A 14,761-nucleotide genomic window follows, 5' to 3' on the forward strand; every position below is an offset into this window, starting at 1 on the left:
CGCGGCCTGCTGCGCCGCGAAGGCGGTTCCCCGGCCGCTGGTGCGGCCGGCTGGAGAGCGCTCGGGCAGCGGACCGGATGCTCGGCGCATCAGCGCTCTCTACTTCTGCATCCGGATCTCGACGAGCATGAACTCGCGGCCAGTCGGGTCGGTGGTCTCTCCCACCGGCGTCCACTGGTTCGGCGTGACGGTGAACGACTTCTTCTCGGAGCCGACGGTCATGTCGACCGTGGTGTCGTAGTCGTTGCCCTTGACTCCGTAGACGGAGGGGATCTCAAGCGTCAGGAAGCCGGAGTCGCCGGTCACCTTGAAGCAGACGGGGACCGCGTCCTCCGGACGCCTCATGATCTGCAGCAGCCCGCTCGCACTCCCGCAGTCCGCGAGGGTGACATGTCCGTCTCCTCGCTTCAGGACGATGCCCTTCTCCTGCAGGACGCCGTCCGCGTTCGGGTACCGGAAGTCCTCGACCGCGAACCCCGGCAGTTCACCCGCAGCGACAGCCTGCGGGGCTCCGACAGCCGGATTCGACAGTCCTGAAAGGGCAGCCAGCGCACCCATGGCCACAACCCCGCCCAAAGTGGCGATTCTTCTTATGTAACGCAATTTCCTTCTCCTTCTCGCACGCTATTGACCCGATGCAGCCACAGAGGGCAGCCACCGCTGATCGCACCCGGCCTGGTGGCCGAGTGCGCGTGTACGTCGTATGGCTGAGCGACCGACAATGAGTGGAGTGGGAACTCCAGATCGTTTGCCGTACCGGGATCGGAATACGGCAACAGCACCGATGCCTGACGGTTGCGCGCACGCAACCGCCGGCCCGGTGCGAACAGCACCTCGCGCGGCAAGCTCCGGCAGACACCCCGCAACGACCCCGCACAAGGACGGACATGACGCTAGATCGACCCCTGACACCGGACAACGGCCTCACGCGCCAGGAACAAGGCCCCACGCGCCACGAGGACGCGGCTGATCACCACAGCCGTTCGGGCCGGATATCCGGACACCCCCCGCTGCTGCCGGGAACGACCCCCGCCGCGTTCACCCGTCTCAACGCACGCGCCGCCCGACGAATCGGCGTCAGCCCGGCCAAGTACGCGCCCCTGCTCGGTATGTCCCCCCAGCACCTGTCGGACGACCGCTACCGCACACCGGCATCCACGAACATCCGCATCTGGGAACTCATGGCACTGCAGGCCCCCTGGCACGAGGTCTCGCTGCACATGGCCCACGAGAGCGCCCTGGGAACCCTCGGCATCTGGGACTATCTCCTCACCCAGGCTCCGACACCGCTCGAAGGCCTCCACGACGCCTACCACTACCTCGCCACCGTCGCCGACGCCGGCACGGAGACCATGCGCATCGAACAGACCGAGCAGCACGTGACCATCAGCCACGTCAACGCCGCCGACCTGACCGACGAGGTCGCCTCCGCCATACGCGCCTACTCACTCGGCCTGCTCCAGCAGCGCGTCGGCGAAGCCACCCGGCGCTCCGTCATCCCCACCAAGGTCGCGCTCGCGGCTCAGGCTCCCCAGACCCACCAGGCGCTCGTGGACCTCTACGGCACCCGCGCCATCGACTTCGCGTGCCCCGTCAACTCCATCACCTTCAAGGCCGCGGACCTCACCACCCCCCAGCCCCATGCCCCGGGCCTGTCCGGTCTTCTGCGAAGACACGCCGAACAGACCCTTGCCGACGCCATCCCCCTGCGTGACTGGCTCGACCTCTTCCGCGCCACCCTCCGGACCCCACCCGACGCCGGCATGCCCACTCTGCGCACCACGGCCCAGAGGATGTCCCTCAGCACCCGCACGCTTCAACGCCGCCTTGAGGAGCACCAGACCACCTGGTCGGAGGAACTCCAGGGCCTGCGTCGCGAGCACGCCCTCCGCCTGATCACCACGACGGAGATGACCCTCGAGTCCGTTGCCAGAGAGACCGGCTACGCCGATCCCGGCGGCCTGCGTCGCGCCGTGCACCGCTGGACCGGGCAACCGATCGCCTCGGTCCGCTCACACGGCGACACCGAATCCACTTCAGCGGCCTCTTCCCAGGACCCAAGTCAGGCCGGCGTCGACCGCGGACCGGACCGGCCGGTGTCAGCGGCGCGATCCGGTCCCACGTCACATCTGTGATCACCCATCAGACGGGCGCATCCGATCAACTGATCAACCCGTCGAAAAACGCGTCAGGCCGTCGGCGACAGGATGGTGTCCTCCGGCCGGCGTGCGGTCGGCGGGGTGCTGCCGGTGACGATCAGGGCGAGTAAGACCGCGGCCGCCTCGCTCTGCAGGAGCCGTGCGGCCTGCTTCAGGCGGCCGGGGTCGGGGACCGGGATGGACAGGGCCACGCATTCCGCCTTCGGGCCGGCGGTGATGGGCACCGCCGCGCACACGGTGCCGATCGCGTACTCCTGCAGGTCGAGGAGGGGGGCGTTCGGCGGGCGGTCGTCGAGCTGGTGGAAGAGGTCCTGCTGGGTGGTGAGGGTGTGGGGGGTGAACCGGGTGAGCCGGTGGCGGGCCAGGTGGTCCTTCCGGTCGTCGTGGTCGAGCTGGGTCAGCAGCGCCTTGCCCACCGCGGAGGCGTGGGCGGCGATGCGGAAGTCGACCCACTCCTCGACCACGGGTGCGCCCGGTCCGTCGGCGTACTGGCTGATGGAGACCTCGCCGTCGGTGTAGCGGGCGACGTAGACGGCGGCGCCGACGGCGTCCCGCACCCAGGCGAGGGTCTCGTGCAGATGGCCGCGGCCGTCTCCGTCCGCCGACGCGGCCAGCATCAGGGCGTTGCCGGCGATGTACGCGTCCGGTCCGGTGGGGGTGGCCAGGTTCGCGCGGATCAGCTGCTCCATGGCCCGGGCGAGGACCAGTTGCGGCAGCGCGGTTTCCCGGGCGATCTGGGTGAGGTTCACGCCGCCCGAATAGCGGTTGACGACTTCCAGGACGCGCAGTGCCTGGTGGGCGGATTCGAGTGCGACGGGGGCGGGGCGTCCTTCGGGGGGCTGGCGGACGGCATGGGCCGGCTGCGGCTGTTTCAGTGCTTCGAGGGCCCAGGAGTGCGCCTGGCCGGTCAGGTGCGGCGGGCTGAGCCGGGCGTTCTGCGCGACGGCGACCGCCACCTGCGGGCCGGGGGTGACGACCTCCCCGAGGTCCGGGTGCTCCTTGCGGGGGCGGGCCCCGAGCGCCTGGCGCAGACGTGCGGGGAGCCGGCACGGGGCCCGGCCGGCCCGGCCGGGGCCGGTGGTGAGGGCGGTGAGGTCCTGGGTGGTGATGGGCGGGGTGGTCCAGATGACCGATGCTCCGAGGGCCTCTTCGAGGTTCTCCGGGAACTGTGGCAGCGGCGGCAGGTGCTCCTCCTGGGGGAGGCTGCGGGCCTGGCGCATCCAGTGGCGGGCAGTCCGGACCTCGGCTCGGGCGAGGTGCAGGAGGTAGAGGCAGTGTGCGGCGGTCCGCGAGCCCGCTCCGGCCGCGTACTGGAACCAGAACTGCGCCTCCTCCATGCGGTCGGCCAGGTGGAGCAGGCAGCCGAACAGCAGGGCCGAGTCCACGCCGTGGGGCCAGGAGCCGGCGTCGAGGGCGAGTTCGGCGAAGGCCCGGCTCTCCACGAGGCACCAGGTGAGGTCGTCCAGACCCCGGGCGGCGCGCACGTGGCAGGCGGCGTCCAGGACGAGGTCGTCGGCGGTCGCTGATGCTGTGGACGCGGATGCGGGTACGGGCCACCCCCGCGACGGCGGGGGCACCGAGCCGGGCGGGCCGGTGGTGCCGGCCGCCGAGCGGGCGCGGTCGGCGACGATCCGGCGGGCGATCCGACGACGGGCTGCGCCCTCGTCGTATCCGGCGTACTCCTCCGCGAGTACCGTCGCGTCCGCAAGGGCCGCGTCCAGTTCGCACAGCGGCATGTCGCGGTGGCGGGGCATGTCGCTCACTAGTCCTTCTCCTCTCCGGGGATCCAGTCCACCCCGAGCTTGCGGGACAGGGTTCGGCGTGCGCCGCGGATGTGCGAACGGACCGTCGCGGGGGTGATCCCCATCATCCGGGCGACCGTGTCGGAGTCGTTGCCCATGAGGAAGGCCAGCAGCACGACGTCGTACTGCCGCTCGGACAGGCCCGCGATCGCCGCGTACAGCCCGAGTTTCGACTCCAGCATTTCCAGCCGCTCTCTGGAGGAGCGGCGCAGCGCTGCGAACCACGCCGTCTCCACCATCGCGACCTGCCGGCCCAGGGCCGCCAGCCGCCTTTCGACGTGCTCGCGCAGCACCGCCCAGGCGAAGCCGTGGAGGCTCGCCTCCTTCAGGGCCTGGCGCCACACCTTCAGCAGGAAGGTGAACACGTCGTCGACGACTTCCTCGGCGTCCTTGGGATTTCCCAGCTGCAGGTGGGCGTACCGCAGATAGGCGCGGTGCTGCTGGGAGTGGAAAGCGGTGAAGTCCACCGGCAGCACTCCGGCCAGTTCGCTGGAGACCGCCTGGTCCCCAGACGGATCGAAATCGCCTTCGCTCATACGCTCCCCCACAGCTGTTCGCCGCCGCTCACCGGGGTGGCGGGGACCTCATGGTGGCGGGCTCGGGGAACGGCACGCCGACGGCCGGCGGCTGGTCCGCCGGGCCCCGTCCGTACCCCCGCGCCCGGCGGGCGCATGGGCGCCCTGAACACATCGATCACGAGATGGCGTGCAGTGGTGGCTAACAGCGCGAGGGCGGCCGTCTCGGCAACATTCACGTCGGCGCGGAACCTTTCGAGTGGATCATGAGAGACCGGCATGCCTGCCCCCGAACCGGCAGCCGTGGAGCACCGGGCGCTCCCATTCACCACCCCATCGGAAAGCGAACCCGATCGTGCAAGCCGGTCCCCGGGAATCTTCCGGAGAAAGCGCATCCGCGTCTTCGCGCGCCCCGGTCCGCCCGCGCGCGCCCCGGCGCGCCTGCCGGGCGCGGGCTCCGCCGACACGCGCCCGAACGGGTCTCCTCCGCCTGTTCTGTCACACGATCGGATGCCACTGCGGCCCCATCCGGTGGGACACGTCCCGACTCCCCCCTCACCGGCGCCGGATGCCTGCATGGTGGGTCCAGCTTTCGGCGCCCCGGCCCCCGGGCCCGCGCGCCCGTCGAGGAGGAAGGGGCTGTACCCATGGCGTTCGCGAGGACCTTGCTGCCCGCCGTGCTCTGCCTGGCACTCACCGGGGTGCCCGCCGCGCTCCCGCATCCGGTGGCCGCCGCGCCCTACGACGGCCAGGCCGGCCACGAGAGCGCGCTGTTCGGCGTGAAGGCCGCGAACAACGCGGCGGCCCAGGAGTTCACGGTGGACGGCACCCGCCTCTCCCGGGTGAGCGTCTGGCTGGGCAGCGGGGCGGCGACGGGCACCGTGACCGCGCAGGTCCGCCGGGTCCGGGAGGACGCGGGCTCGGTCATCGCCTCGACGACCCTGGACCTCGCGGCGCTGGGCGGCGCCGGCGCCGGCTGGGTCGAGTTCCCGATGAGCGCCGCCGTCACCGCGGGCACCACGTACCACCTGTTCCTCCAGGCGAGTACCGCGGAGAGCGGGCCGATCGCCTGGTACGGCACCACCCGGCCGGTGCCCGGCTCACTGACCAGCTGGAACTACGACCGGGCGTACTGGGGCGGCTGGCACGCCTACGGCTCCCGGCTCGCCTTCCGCGTCAACCCGACCGGGAGCGAGCGCTGCGGGGAGACCGAGCCCTGCTACGTACCCGTCTCGGCGCTCGCCGCCCGTACGTCGGGGCTGCTGGGCAACCGGGTCGCCACCGAGGCCGTCCTGCCCTCCTTCGCCGTGGGCGCCTCCTACGTCGACGGGAGCAACGTGCTGCGCCTGCCCTCCGGCCGGTGGCGGTACCTGCCCGAGGGGGCCTCGGCGTCGGCGGTGGTCGAAGCGGAGGACCCGGCCGCCCTGGAGCAGATCGAGGAGAGCCGCGCATGGCTGGCGGCGGGCGAGGTTCCCGGGACCACCGCCGTGCAGCGGGCCGCGTCGGAGCGCGCCCTGCTGTCGATGCGGGCGCTGCTCAAGCCGAACGGCGCGTTCGCGGCGGCGTGGGCGCCGCCGTGGGAGTACTCCTGGCCCCGCGACGGAGCGTTCGCGGCGGTCGCCTTCGCCGCCACCGGGCACGACGAGGAGGCGTACCGGATCCTGCGCTACGACGCGCTCACCCAGCGGGCCGACGGGACCTGGGAGGCCCGTACCGAGCTGGACGGCAGCGGGCCGCCGGACGCACGGAAATGGCAGCTGGACGGCAACGGCTGGGTGCCCTGGGCCACTTGGCAGTGGTACCGGTCGGCGCCGCCCGGCGGGCGGGACGAACGGCTGCGCGAGCTGTACCCGATGGTGCGCAAGGCGGCCGACTACGCGGCCCGCTCCCTGGGGCCGGACGGCCTGCCCCCGGCGTCCCCGGACTACTGGGAGCTGGACACGGCCACGGCCAACATCGGTACCGCCGCCCCTCTGCTGGCCGGGCTGAACTCCGCGGCAGACCTGGCCGCACGACTGGGCGTGCCCACGGATGCGGAACGCTGGGGTGGGGCGGCCAGGCGGCTGTCCGCCGCGATCGCCACCTCCTTCGCCCCGCTGGGGTACCAGCGGACCGTGGACGCAAAGCACGGCCGGGACAGCGCGGTGGCGTTCATGGCGCCCCCGTTCAACGCCGCCCCCGACGGTCTCGGCGAGGCGCTGGACTCCACCTACCGGGCGCTGCTGCTGCCGAACGGCGGGGTCTCGCCCGGCAACGACCCCTCCTTCAGCTGGGGTTCGTACGCGTGGACGGCCAGCACCTCCTTCTTCGCGCTCGCCTGGGCCGGTACCGGTGAGCCGGCGAAGGCGGGCCGGGTGCTCGACTGGGTGCTGTCCAAGCGCAACGGGCTGGGCGAACTGCCGGAGACGGTGAACGGGGCGGGGCTGCCGTCCGCCGTGGCTCCCCTGGGCTGGACGGACTCGCTGGTCGTCCTCACCGCACTGGCCCTCCAGGGTTCCGGGCGGCCCGCTCCCCCGGCGACGCGGTCGACGGGGGAGTGAGCGGCACCCGTGACGGGAACGACAGTGGTTGCATCGACAGGAGGCGGTTATGCGGGGCGGGACGATCGCGGTGGTCGGCGGGAGCATCGCGGGGTGCGCCGTCGCGGCGGCGGTGGCGCGGGCGGGCGCCGGTGACGTGGTGGTGCTGGAGCGCACGCGCGGGCGGCTGCAGGACCGGGGCGTCGGCCTGTGCATCCACGACGAGCGGGCCGCCGAGCTCGGCGCTAGCGGAGCGCTGCCCGTGGGCATCGCCGCACACCGGCTGGAGCGGCGCCGCTGGGTGGTCCGCGACGATGCCCACGGGGCGGGCGGCCGGGTGATCTGGGAACAGCCGTTCCCCTTCCACTCCTACCACTGGGGCCTGCTCTGGCACGGCCTTCGGGAGTCCGTACCGGAGTCGGTGGTCTACCGCCACGGGGAAGCGGTGGCGGGAGTCGCGGAGGTCGGGGACGCGGGCGTCGACGTACGGCTCGCGGGCGGATCCGTCGAGCGGTACGACCTGGTGGTCGGCGCCGACGGATACCGGTCGGTGGTGCGCACCGCGCTGTGCCCTGACTCCCGTCCCCAGTACGCCGGGTACGTGTGCTGGCGCGGCAACTTCGACGCGGCACGGCTGGCGGGGCTCGGCAGCAGCCCGGCGGACTCCGTGCCGGAGGCGGTGACCACGGTCTGCTTCCCGGGCGGTTCCTGCGTCGTCTACCGGATTCCGGGGCCCGGCGGACCGCGCGTGAACTGGGTGCTCTACGGCTCTCCGCCGCAGGACGGGCAGCTGCGCCTGGACGATCCGACGAGTTTTCCGCCGGGCGGCCTCACCCCCGCGCTGTCGGGGCATCTGGCGGCGTTGCTGGACCGGGAGTTCCCGCCGTACTGGGGGCGGGCGCTCGCGCTGACGGACCCGGCGGACACCTTCGTGCAGCCGATCTACGACATGGAGACGGCACGCACCGCCGCCGGCCGGCTGGTGCTGGCGGGGGACGCCGCGAGCGTCGTACGCCCCCACAACACGAGCGGGGCCGCCAAGGCGCTCCAGGACGCCACCGCCCTCGCCGACGGCTGGCGGCGCTGCGGGTCCTTCGAGGAGCTGACGCGCTGCTACGAGGGGACCCGCGGTGCCGCCGGACGGGAGCTGGTCGCCCTGGCCCGCCGACTGGGCCGCGCCCAGGTCGAGCGGACCCCGGCCTGGGCGGCCATGGACGGCGAGGGGATGGGTTCCTGGTGGCGGGGGCAGCTCGGCGGGGCCCCCGGTATCGGGGGCCGGACCATGACCCCGTGACTACCGGTCCTTGGTGGTGTTGCTGGTGATCGTGCCGTCCGTGCCGGACACGGTGACCGCGTGCCGGACCCCGTCGGAACCGATGACCACGGCCAGCCAGGCGCTGCCGCCGCCCTCCTGGGCGACCGCGCGCAGACCCGCCACCTTCCCGCCCGGTACGGCGGCGGCGGCCTTCTCGGCGGCCTCGCCGATGGCCAGGGAGGGGATGGGCGCCGGGGCGGGGGCTTCCTTGGCGAAGCCTCCGCGCCCTTCGGCGCCTCCGGGGCGGGGCTCGCCGGGCGTCCTGGGGCCCGCGGGGCGGCCGGGCTCGCCCTGCTGCCGTTCGTGCTGCGGTCCGGCGGCGTGCGGGCCGCCCCGGAGGCCGCCCTCGGGTCCCGGTACGGCCCGGGCCGTGTGCGGACCCCGCTCGACGCGCATGTGGTGGTCGTGGTGTCCGGCGACGGCGACCGCCGTCGCGCCTCCGACGACCACCACCGCGACCGCGCCCGCCGCCGCCCAGCGGGTGCGCTTTCCGCGGGGGACGAGGCGGCCCAGGGCCGCGGACTTCCTGGCTCCGGCCTCGGGGGCGGTCACCGGGGCGGACAGGGCGGCGGTCTCGGCCTGCCCGGACGGCGGGACAGAATCAGACATACATGCACTCCTCAGGACAACCGGGCGCGGTGCGCGGCTCGTTCCAGAGCATGCTGAGCGGAACCTGAAGCCCCGCTGAAGCCACCTGAAGACCTCTTCAGCCAACCGCGGGACGGCCCTGAGATCCTGTCCGGCATGCGCGTACTGGTGGTGGAGGACGAACGTCGGCTCGCCGTGGCCCTGCAGCGAGGGCTGCAGTCGGAGGGGTTCTCGGTGGATGTGGCCCACGACGGGACCCAGGGCCTGTGGATGGCCACGGAGCACGACTACGACCTCATCGTGCTGGACATCATGCTGCCCGGGCTGAACGGGTACCGGGTGTGCGCGAAGCTGCGCGCGGCCGGGAACGAGGCGGGGATCCTGATGCTCACGGCGAAGGACGGCGAGTACGACGAGGCGGAGGCGCTCGACACCGGCGCCGACGACTTCCTGTCCAAGCCGTTCTCCTACCTGGTCCTGGTCGCCCGGCTGCGGGCGCTCGGCCGGCGTACGGGACGCCGCCGGCCCCAGGTGATGCGCTTCGGCGACCTGCTGCTCGACCCCGCACGGCACTCCTGTTCCCGCGGCGGCACGGAGATCCGGCTGACGGCGCGCGAGTTCGCGGTCCTGGAGTACCTGGCCCGGCGCTCCGGCGAGGTGGTGCCCAAGCGGGACATCCTGGAACAGGTCTGGGACAGCGCCTTCGACGGCGATCCCAACGTGGTCGAGGTCCATGTCAGCGCCGTCCGCCGCAAGATAGACGCGCCCTTCGGCCGTGCAGCGGTGGAGACCGTACGCGGAGCGGGATACCGGCTGGCGGCCGACGGTGGCTGAGGCACGGCGGCCCGGCCGGGGAGAGCGCGTGCGCGCCGCCCTGCGCGCGCTCCCGGGCACGGCCTTGCGCAGGTGGCCGGTGCTGCGGCGGCTGTGGCCCACGACGGTGCGGGCGCGGGCGACCGTCGGCGCCAGTGTGGTCGTGGCCGTGGCCCTGTCGCTCGCCTCGTTCGCCCTCCTCGGGCTGCTGGAGGCGAACCTGCTCCGCAACGCCGAGAACGACGCCCGGCGCCAGGCCGAGACCGTGGCGCAGCTCGCCGCCGCCGGGAAGCTGGGCCGGGTCCGGCCGCTGGCCCGCGCCGTCGACTTCGTCCAGGTGGTGGGCGCCGACGGGCGCGTCCTGTTCGCCAGCCCGAACCTGGCCGGCGTGCCCGCCTTCCCGCCGCCGTCGCCCGGCGTCCCGGGCACCCGGTTCCACACGTGGCGGGTGCGCCCGGTGGACGGCGAGTACCGGCAGCGGGTCGTCCAGGTCGTCACGGAGACCCCGGACGGCATGGCCACCGTCTACGCCGGCGCCTCCCTGCGGGACGCGGACGCCGCCGACGACACGACCACCGCCGCTCTCGTCATCGGGATGCCCCTGCTGCTGGCCACCGTCGCCCTGGTGACCTGGCGGGTCACCGGCCATGCGCTGCGCCCGGTGGAGGAGATCCGGGCGGAGGTCGCCGAGATCTCCGCCCGTGGCCTGCACCGCCGGGTGCCGGTGCCCGCCACCCACGACGAGGTCGCCCGGCTGGCCGAGACCATGAACGCCACCCTGGACCGGCTGGAGGCCTCCGGGATCCGCCAGCAGCAGTTCATCGCCGACGCCTCCCACGAACTGCGCAGCCCCATCACCGTCCTGCGCACCCAGCTGGAGGTGGCTCTGGCCGTGCAGGACCCGGAACTGTGGCCCGAGCTGATCTCCGGAGCCCTGGAGGACATCGAACGGCTCCAGCACCTCACGGCCGACCTGCTGCTGCTCGCCCGGATCGACGCCGCCCAGCCGGTGTCCGCCGCCCCGCTGGACCTGACCGCCCTGGTGCGCGAGGTGGTGGAGGGCCGGCTCGGCGACCGGGTCCCGGTACGGCTGCGGCTGGAACCGGATGTCGAGGTCACCGCCGGCGCGCTGTGGCTCGGCCGCATCGTCACCAACCTCGTCGACAACGCGCAGCGCTACGCGGAGGGGCGCGTGGACGTCACGCTGCGCACGACGCACGACGGGCGGCCGGGCACCGCCGTACTGGAGGTCGTCGACGACGGCCCCGGCATTCCGGCGGCCGACCGGGAGCGGATCTTCGAGCGCTTCACGCGCCTCGACGACTCGCGCAGCCGCGACCACGGCGGAGCCGGACTGGGGCTCGCCATCGCGCGCGACCTGAGCACCCATCACGGCGGGACGCTCAGGGCCGAGGCCGGCACGGGCGGAGCCACCGGTGCGCGGCTGGTGCTGCGCCTGCCGACGAGGTCCCGGCCCTGACGGGGAGGGCGGGGTGGCCGCCGGGGCGACCGGGGCGACCGGGGCGACCGGGGCGGCCGCTCACCCCTCCACGAAGAGGAGGTCCTCGCTGGGGTGGGTCATCCGCAGGATCTGGTCGTCCGTGATCTCGACCACCCGGTGCAGACCCGTGAGGACCTCGTCGCCGGGCAGGATGCGGAACCTGTCCCCCGCCCCGGCCAGGAAGGCGGGGAAGCCGGTCAGGGAGCGGTTCGCCGGGTCGAAGTCGAAGTAGTCCTTCAGCCGGCGGAACAGTTTGGGGAGGATCACCACGCCGGTCTCGTCGTGCGTGATCGAGGAGATGCCGTCGATCTCCGCCCCTTCGACGGTCACGTCCTTCGCCCACAGGCCCGTCGGCGGCGTGCTCTCCTTCGCCGCCAGTGCGGCGGCCCTGAGGGCGTCCCGCAGGTCCGTGGGCAGGCCCCCGTAGAAGGTCGGGTAGGCCAGGCCGATCGAGAGCAGGTGGTGGTTGGCGGTCCGCTCCAGCTTCTCCTTGTCCACCTCGATCCGGTAGCCGCTGTACGCGGGCGGGGTGCCCCGGCCGACCAGGGCCACGCAGCGGCCGAACATGTCCGTACCGCTCGTGAGGATGTAGCCGGGAACCCGGTCGGGGGTGGTGGTGACCGTCTCGTCGTCGTGCCGCTGGATGCTGGTGAAGCGGAGCCAGGTCAGCAGGGCGTCGGCGGCCTCGTGCGCGTACGCGAGGGGCTGGTGCCGCTCCGGCCCGTAGCTGCCGTTGGTGTAGTGGGTCTCCAGCGCGTCGATGCCCTCCAGCCGCACGGAGGCACGGCCGTCCGCCTTGGGCAGGACCCCGGTGCATCCCGGTACGAGCTTCCAGTCCGCCACGTCGTCCGGGATGAAGGGGATGGTGTCCCCGTCCGGCCTGGCGCCGCCGTTCACCCGGAACGACCCTCTGATCAGCAACATGGACACGACGACTCCCACGGACGCAACCGAGCGATCACTTTCGGTAGCAGTATGTCACTCAGCGTGCACATTTCGTCCGGTGGGCCGCGCGGGGAAAACCCGGTGCCCCGGCAGGACGTGATCACTAGACTCGCCGTGCGCGCTTCCGACAGGGCACCGCGCACCTGATGCCGAGTGAAGAGAAGGGGAGCCCGCGCCATGTGCACGTACCGCACCGCCGCCTTCGCTCCCCCGACCCGGTACGACGTGATCCCGGTGTCTCGCAGCGGGCGGTGCCGGCCGCGCGGCCGTCACCGTGGCCCCGAGACCCGCTTCTAGGGTTCCGTCCCCTTCCGCCTTCCGTACTCCCGCGAGCCGGTGAGCCCGTACGTCCTCCTGCCCGGACTCCTTCCGGACGCGGCGGCGACGGCCGCCCCGCGCCGCGGCCGCCCGGAAGGCCCGGGGCCGGTATCGGGGAATCGCGCCGCCCTCTTCCTCAGCACACTCGAAAGGCCTCGGGCCATGCGCGCCAACAGGCAGCCCCGTACCACCTCTTCCGCCACCGCCGTCCGCAACCTGGGCATCCTCGCCCACGTCGACGCCGGCAAGACCACCGTCACCGAACGGATCCTCTTCGCGACCGGTGCCATCCACAAGCGGGGCGAGGTCCATCACGGCACCACCGTCACCGACTACGACCCCCAGGAACGCGACCGCGGGATCACCATCTTCGCCGCGGCCGTGAGCTGCGCCTGGGGCGGGCATCGCGTCAACCTGATCGACACGCCGGGTCACGTCGACTTCTCCGACGAGGTCGAGCGTTCCCTGCGGGTGCTGGACGGGGCCGTCGCGGTGTTCGACGCCGTCGCCGGTGTCGAACCGCAGAGCGAGACGGTGTGGCGGCAGGCCGACCGGCACGGTGTGCCGCGGATCGCGTTCGTCAACAAGCTGGACAGGGCGGGCGCCGATCTCGACACGGCCGTCGCGTCGATCCGCCGGCGCCTGGGCGTCGTTCCGCTGGTGGTCCAGCTGCCCATCGGGGCGGAGGACTCCTTCTCCGGCGTCGTCGACCTGCTCGCGATGCGCGCGCTGCACTGGCGGACCGGCTCCGACGGCTACCAGGCGGGCGCGATCCCCGAGCCGCTGCGGGAGGAGGCGGCCCGGCGCCGCCGGCTCCTGGAGGAAGCGGTGGCGGAGCTGCACGCCGAGGCCCTGGAGGAGTTCTGCTCGGCCTCGGCCCTGACGGAGCGGACCCTGGTCCGCGCCCTGCGGGAGCTGACGCTGCGCGGGGACGGCGTCGTGGTGCTGTGCGGATCGGCGTACCGCAACCGCGGGATCGAGCCGCTGCTGGACGCGGTCCTCGCGTACCTGCCGTCGCCCGCCGACATGCCCCCGGTACGAGGCCTGGTGGAGGACGGCGTGGAGCAGGAGCGCGCCCCTGACCCGGCGGAGCCGTTCACGGCCCTCGCCTTCAAGGTGACGGCGACGACGACCGGCCGGCTCACCTACCTGCGGGTCTACGCAGGCACCCTGCGCAAGGGCGCGACGGTACTGGACGCGGCCACGGGCCGGACCGAGCGGGTCGGCCGGATCCTGCGGGTCCAGGCCGACCGGCACGAGGAACGGGAGGAGGCGGTGGCCGGTGACATCGTCGCGGTGGTCGGGCTGAAGGCCGCCCGGGCGGGCACTACCCTGTGCGCGCCGGGCGCCCCGCTGGTCCTCGAACCGCCTTCGGTGGCCGAGCCGGTGGTGTCGGTCGCGGTCGAGGCCCGCAGCAACGGCGACACGGGCCGGCTCTCGGCGGCGCTGGCCCGGCTCGCCGAGGAGGACCCGTCGCTGGTGGTGCGGTCGGACCCGGAGAGCGGCCAGACCGTGCTGTCGGGGATGGGCGAGCTGCATCTGGAGGTCGCGGTGGAGAAGATCCGCAGCGGCCACGGGGTGGAGGTCGTCGTCGGCCGTCCGCAGGTCTCCTACCGGGAGACCGTCGTGCGCGGGGTCAGCGGCCTCGTCCACCGGCATGTCAAACAGGACGGTGGCGCGGGCCAGTTCGCGCACGTCGTCCTCGACGTCGAGCCGCTGGAGGAGCCGTGCTTCGAGTTCCGTTCGACGGTCGTCGGCGGTCGCGTTCCGCAGGAGTACGCGCGGGCCGTGGAGGCCGGCTGCCGGGACGCGCTCGCCGAGGGCCCGCTCGGCGGGTTCCCGGTGACGGGGCTGCGCGTGACGCTCACCGACGGGGCGACCCACTCCAAGGACTCCTCGGAGATGGCGTTCCGCCAGGCGGGCCGGTTCGGGCTGCGCGAGGCCCTGCGCCTGAGCGCGATGGAGCTCCTGGAACCGCTCGCCGAGGTCACGGTGACGGTTCCGGAGGACGGCGTCGGGGGCGTCCTGGGTGATCTCGCGGCCCGCCGCGGCCGGGTCTCCGGTTCCACGGCGGAGGCCGGAACGGCGGTGATCACGGCGGCCGTGCCGCTGGCCGAGCTGTTCGGCTACGCGTCCCGGCTGCGGGGCCGGACACAGGGGCGGGGCACCTTCACCACCCGGCCGGCCGGTCTCGCGCCGGTACCGGCCTCGGTCGCGGGGGCCCTGCCGGTCCGCTGACGGCCGGATGGCCGCCGGGTGACGGCCCGACGGCCGCCCGAGGGCCGT

At 73.3% G+C, this 14,761-nt stretch carries 11 protein-coding genes; 6 read left to right on the top strand and 5 right to left on the bottom strand.

Features of this window, described 5'->3' with window-relative positions; translation table 11 throughout:
- Nucleotides 1-99: 99 nt before the first annotated feature.
- On the bottom strand, nucleotides 100-558 hold the full coding sequence (locus DEJ51_RS00455; protein WP_223835588.1) for a hypothetical protein: 459 nt from the start codon (nucleotides 556-558) through the stop codon (nucleotides 100-102).
- Nucleotides 559-887: 329 nt separating this feature from the next.
- Here DEJ51_RS00455 and DEJ51_RS00460 point away from each other — a divergent pair, with 329 nt between their 5' ends.
- Complete coding sequence (locus DEJ51_RS00460; protein WP_150255262.1) at nucleotides 888-2,135, top strand: AraC family transcriptional regulator; 1,248 nt, start codon at nucleotides 888-890, stop codon at nucleotides 2,133-2,135.
- Between the two features lie 53 nt (nucleotides 2,136-2,188).
- Here DEJ51_RS00460 and DEJ51_RS35685 read toward each other — a convergent pair whose 3' ends face one another.
- A complete protein-coding gene (locus DEJ51_RS35685) occupies nucleotides 2,189-3,913 on the bottom strand; it encodes an IclR family transcriptional regulator C-terminal domain-containing protein (protein WP_317852441.1) in 1,725 nt (574 codons plus the stop codon).
- A gap of 8 nt (nucleotides 3,914-3,921) precedes the next feature.
- Nucleotides 3,922-4,497 (bottom strand): RNA polymerase sigma factor, encoded by a 576-nt coding sequence (locus DEJ51_RS00470; RefSeq protein ID WP_223835589.1) that lies wholly within the window; start codon nucleotides 4,495-4,497, stop codon nucleotides 3,922-3,924.
- Nucleotides 4,498-5,123: 626 nt separating this feature from the next.
- On the opposite strand from DEJ51_RS00470, the gene DEJ51_RS00475 reads away from it, so the two are divergent.
- Nucleotides 5,124-7,016 (top strand): hypothetical protein, encoded by a 1,893-nt coding sequence (locus tag DEJ51_RS00475; RefSeq protein WP_150255266.1) that lies wholly within the window; start codon nucleotides 5,124-5,126, stop codon nucleotides 7,014-7,016.
- Nucleotides 7,017-7,065: 49 nt separating this feature from the next.
- Nucleotides 7,066-8,289, top strand: coding sequence for an FAD-dependent monooxygenase (locus tag DEJ51_RS00480; RefSeq protein WP_150255268.1), 1,224 nt, complete (start codon nucleotides 7,066-7,068; stop codon nucleotides 8,287-8,289).
- Here the strand turns inward: DEJ51_RS00480 and DEJ51_RS00485 are convergent, their stop codons facing one another.
- A complete protein-coding gene (locus DEJ51_RS00485) occupies nucleotides 8,290-8,919 on the bottom strand; it encodes a hypothetical protein (RefSeq protein WP_150255270.1) in 630 nt (209 codons plus the stop codon).
- A 135-nt stretch (nucleotides 8,920-9,054) separates the two neighbouring features.
- Between DEJ51_RS00485 and DEJ51_RS00490 the strand changes: the two genes are divergently transcribed.
- Nucleotides 9,055-9,732 carry a response regulator transcription factor gene (locus tag DEJ51_RS00490; protein ID WP_150255271.1) on the top strand — a complete coding sequence of 226 codons (678 nt, stop codon included), beginning with the start codon at nucleotides 9,055-9,057 and terminating at the stop codon, nucleotides 9,730-9,732.
- Nucleotides 9,733-9,814: 82 nt separating this feature from the next.
- A complete protein-coding gene (locus tag DEJ51_RS00495; RefSeq protein WP_150261600.1) occupies nucleotides 9,815-11,191 on the top strand; it encodes a sensor histidine kinase in 1,377 nt (458 codons plus the stop codon).
- Nucleotides 11,192-11,251: 60 nt separating this feature from the next.
- Here DEJ51_RS00495 and DEJ51_RS00500 read toward each other — a convergent pair whose 3' ends face one another.
- Nucleotides 11,252-12,136, bottom strand: a complete 885-nt coding sequence (locus DEJ51_RS00500; RefSeq protein ID WP_317852292.1) for a nuclease — start codon at nucleotides 12,134-12,136, stop codon at nucleotides 11,252-11,254.
- Nucleotides 12,137-12,637: 501 nt separating this feature from the next.
- Here DEJ51_RS00500 and fusA point away from each other — a divergent pair.
- Nucleotides 12,638-14,713, top strand: coding sequence for an elongation factor G (fusA, locus tag DEJ51_RS00505; RefSeq protein WP_150255274.1), 2,076 nt, complete (start codon nucleotides 12,638-12,640; stop codon nucleotides 14,711-14,713).
- The last annotated feature ends 48 nt before the right edge of the window (nucleotides 14,714-14,761 follow it).

Source organism: Streptomyces venezuelae, assembly GCF_008642275.1.
In the GTDB taxonomy this organism is placed as follows: Bacteria; Actinomycetota; Actinomycetes; order Streptomycetales; family Streptomycetaceae; genus Streptomyces; species Streptomyces venezuelae_E.

Bases quoted from the DNA above. Each gene is read 5' to 3' on its own strand.
- DEJ51_RS00455 (WP_223835588.1), bottom strand. From the start codon at position 558: ATGGGTGCGCTGGCTGCCCTTTCAGGACTGTCGAATCCGGCTGTCGGA.
- DEJ51_RS00460 (WP_150255262.1), top strand. From the start codon at position 888: ATGACGCTAGATCGACCCCTGACACCGGACAACGGCCTCACGCGCCAG.
- DEJ51_RS35685 (WP_317852441.1), bottom strand. From the start codon at position 3,913: ATGCCCCGCCACCGCGACATGCCGCTGTGCGAACTGGACGCGGCCCTT.
- DEJ51_RS00470 (WP_223835589.1), bottom strand. From the start codon at position 4,497: ATGAGCGAAGGCGATTTCGATCCGTCTGGGGACCAGGCGGTCTCCAGC.
- DEJ51_RS00475 (WP_150255266.1), top strand. From the start codon at position 5,124: ATGGCGTTCGCGAGGACCTTGCTGCCCGCCGTGCTCTGCCTGGCACTC.
- DEJ51_RS00480 (WP_150255268.1), top strand. From the start codon at position 7,066: ATGCGGGGCGGGACGATCGCGGTGGTCGGCGGGAGCATCGCGGGGTGC.
- DEJ51_RS00485 (WP_150255270.1), bottom strand. From the start codon at position 8,919: ATGTCTGATTCTGTCCCGCCGTCCGGGCAGGCCGAGACCGCCGCCCTG.
- DEJ51_RS00490 (WP_150255271.1), top strand. From the start codon at position 9,055: ATGCGCGTACTGGTGGTGGAGGACGAACGTCGGCTCGCCGTGGCCCTG.
- DEJ51_RS00500 (WP_317852292.1), bottom strand. From the start codon at position 12,136: ATGTTGCTGATCAGAGGGTCGTTCCGGGTGAACGGCGGCGCCAGGCCG.
- fusA (WP_150255274.1), top strand. From the start codon at position 12,638: ATGCGCGCCAACAGGCAGCCCCGTACCACCTCTTCCGCCACCGCCGTC.